1 protein-coding gene is annotated in these 2,914 nt (G+C 44.8%); it reads right to left on the bottom strand.

Features of this window, described 5'->3' with window-relative positions; genetic code table 11:
• Positions 1-183: 183 nt before the first annotated feature.
• Positions 184-2,403: a hypothetical protein gene (locus tag HRU21_12465; GenBank protein NRA43103.1), complete on the bottom strand. Its 2,220-nt coding sequence runs from the start codon at positions 2,401-2,403 to the stop codon at positions 184-186.
• Positions 2,404-2,914: the final 511 nt, after the last annotated feature.

Genomic DNA, 2,914 nt, shown 5'->3' with positions numbered 1-2,914 from the left:
AGCCAGGATGCCTAAGATATCCGCCCAATTCATACGAACCGTCAAAAATCATTTTCGGAAGAAAATTCGATTCTGCGACCTTATACCGGCCTTTAGGAAGTCAATGCTGTTCTACTTGTGAAGTTAATGAAGGACACCGTTGAAATATCAGAACTCCTGACTTCAGGGAAAATAAAGTGATACCTAATTGGCGCCAATGAGCCGATACCTCAGAAGCCACTTGGTGCCGGGGTAGTAGCTTTCATTTTCATTCAAAGTGTCCAATAAGTATTGGACCGCTTTATCGGCTTTTGGATTGGCCATTCGGTGCAAGTAGATATTGAGAATAGAGTTCTTCTCATCTGGGACCAGATCCGCTTCCGAGCGCATCAGGTCACAAATCAATCTTCTAGCATCATCCTCTTTGGATAATGCCTGTTTGAGAATATTTGCCATAGCGGTCTCACTTCTGTAGGCAATCATCTTGATCGTATCGCTGAACATTTTTCTTGAAGGAGCTAAATTTTCGAACTGATAATCAGCGGGCAGCTCTTCGAAACTGATATGACTGGGCAAAGCTCTGCGCTGAACTTTTAATTCATCACACTCCTCCTGCAAGAGATCAATTTCGTATCTCAAATCAGCCTTCTTACAGATAAGGCGCTCCATCTTTTTTCCCGATACCTTTTCCAGCTGTAGTTCGCAGGATCCGAATTCAGCCTTTTTTCTGGAAAGCTTTTGATTTAAAGATTTTACTTTGTAATCGAGGTCGCGATAGGCGGGGTTGACCACCTTCTGTAAGGGATCAGGAAATTCCTCAGTGCCATAGTCGATGAGTCGGTCGAGATTGTAGTGTTTCATCATGTAGGCGAAATAATTTTCCTGAGACCAGCGGGCGAACATGAAGGCCGCATTTTTTCGGTCATTGAGTGTATAGACAGTGGACATAATGGCTGTCTGGTGCCCTGTCTGCGTCAGTTTTCTGATTTCTTTTACCCAGATAGCCTCTTCTTTTTTCCCGAGTAACGTCCCCCGTTCAGCCAGTTTCATTTTGAGGGTTTCCCCGTTCGGCATCTCGACGGACTCTTCGATAAACTCTTCCTCCGGCCATCTGTCTTTGGCATTTTTACGGTAAGAAATACAGCCGATGCGGTGTTCGTCCCAGAGCTGTTTGAAAAGAGTACGGCTTGAGGATTCACGGTCAAAGACAAGAATGAAGCGATGTAAATACGGCTCACTTTCCAGTCGTTGCTCATCAGGTTGATTGGGGATATCCTTGAGTAATTGAGGAACGATTTCACCGACGATTACAGCCGTCATTCCAGCATTGACGGTCTTACTGACAACAAAGAAAGGCTGACCAAGAGCATCATTGATATAATAGTCGGTAACGCCTCTGAGACAGAGTTTTTCTCTGGAGACAAAACGCCGGGGCAGCTTGACCTGATCACCGTTATAAACGCGTACGTGACCGTCTATGTAAAGCACCCCGGCCAATTCTTTATTGTTCTCCATCCAGAATTTCGACAGCGACAGCATCCATTCAGTGGTGTTTTTTTCGTTACACATGCCTTTAATCTTGTTGCGGAGAGTTTTGACTTCCGGAATACGATCCAGACCGAGTAGTTTCCCCAGCTCCCCGGGAGATTCGAAACGCAGTTGCTCCGCCGTTTTCACTCTGCAAAGAGCCATGAAGGCCAAGGCCGTGACAATATGCTGGACGTCGTAGTAGCCGGGAGGCAAAGAAAAAAGGTTATTAAGAAAAAGGAATAACCCATTGGCCACCAAAGCCGGAAGAGCGCACAAAACGCCACCAAAGCTCAAATCATTGCAGTGCTCGAATTGCAAACTGGCGTGACTGATCAGCCCTAATGATGCTGCAACCCGCTCGTTTTCACGACTGCAGCCCGTTCCCATGTCACAGGCCGCATCAGCACTGCTGCGTTGAGATTTTGTCGTTCCTTCTGATAATCTCGGTTTCACCTCTGACAAACGACCGCTGTGAATCGCTTTTTTCAGAGTATCAAGTTTGATATTGAGCTTTTGACAAACCTTCTGCCGAGTCTGCCCTTCGTCGAGCATACTTTGAGCTTTAGTAAGGATCGTTGCTGTGAAAACTGAGCCGCCACGTCCTTTGCGGGGTTGGAAAAAGGCAGCTGTCCCGCCCTCCCGAAACTTCTTCACCGCCCGTTTTACCGTAATCACAGCAACTCCAAACGCTTTTGTAATGTCAACCTGGCGACAGCTCCTCTGACAAATCAATTGCGATGTAATGAGTTTGAACGAACGGTTATCATCTTGAGCATGAGAAAAAATTGGGGAGCAGCCTGAATAGTAAGTCCAGGTCTGACCTGAATTCATAACACTTAAAGTATCGGTAATGGGAGTTGCGCCAGAGGGAAGTAAGGGTAATAGTGCTTGCATGAAGATATCTCTTTTTTAGGAGCTTGGTCGCTCTTTAGAGGTATCTTCTTATTTTCCCGTTCGCAAACCGTGATTAAGACTATCTTTTCTCCTTAATCGTTTTATCCAATGGAAGTTGAGCGGAGTCAGGCCTTGATAGAGGTCAGGTTATCTGACCTTAGGTACGATAAAGAAAGCTCCCAAAAAGCCGACAAAAACACAAATAGCAGAAAAGAAAAGTATAAACCTTTCAAGCCACAGGTGGCCTTGAGCATCGAAACAAAGTACGAAAATACCCCCATTCCTGTGGCGAAAAGCAAAAAGAATTAACCCGATAATCCAACGACGGCTAATTGAGGTAGAGTCTGTGATCAACTTCTTCAAGTGTCAGAGGCTCTGTAAAAATTTCTTGCGGCTTGATATTGTAGTGCTTAGCTAAAAACTTCAGTATTCTCTCTAGTACTTTAATAAAGTTCGAAGTACTGAAATTTAGTGTCTTTACGACTGCTATTTATAAACCTTTTTAAACTTA

It is taken from the genome of Pseudomonadales bacterium (genome assembly GCA_013215025.1).
In the GTDB taxonomy this organism is placed as follows: domain Bacteria; phylum Pseudomonadota; class Gammaproteobacteria; order Pseudomonadales; family DT-91; genus DT-91.
The sequence above is the reverse complement of the archived record's forward strand: the minus strand, read 5'-3'. Positions and strand labels throughout refer to the sequence as shown.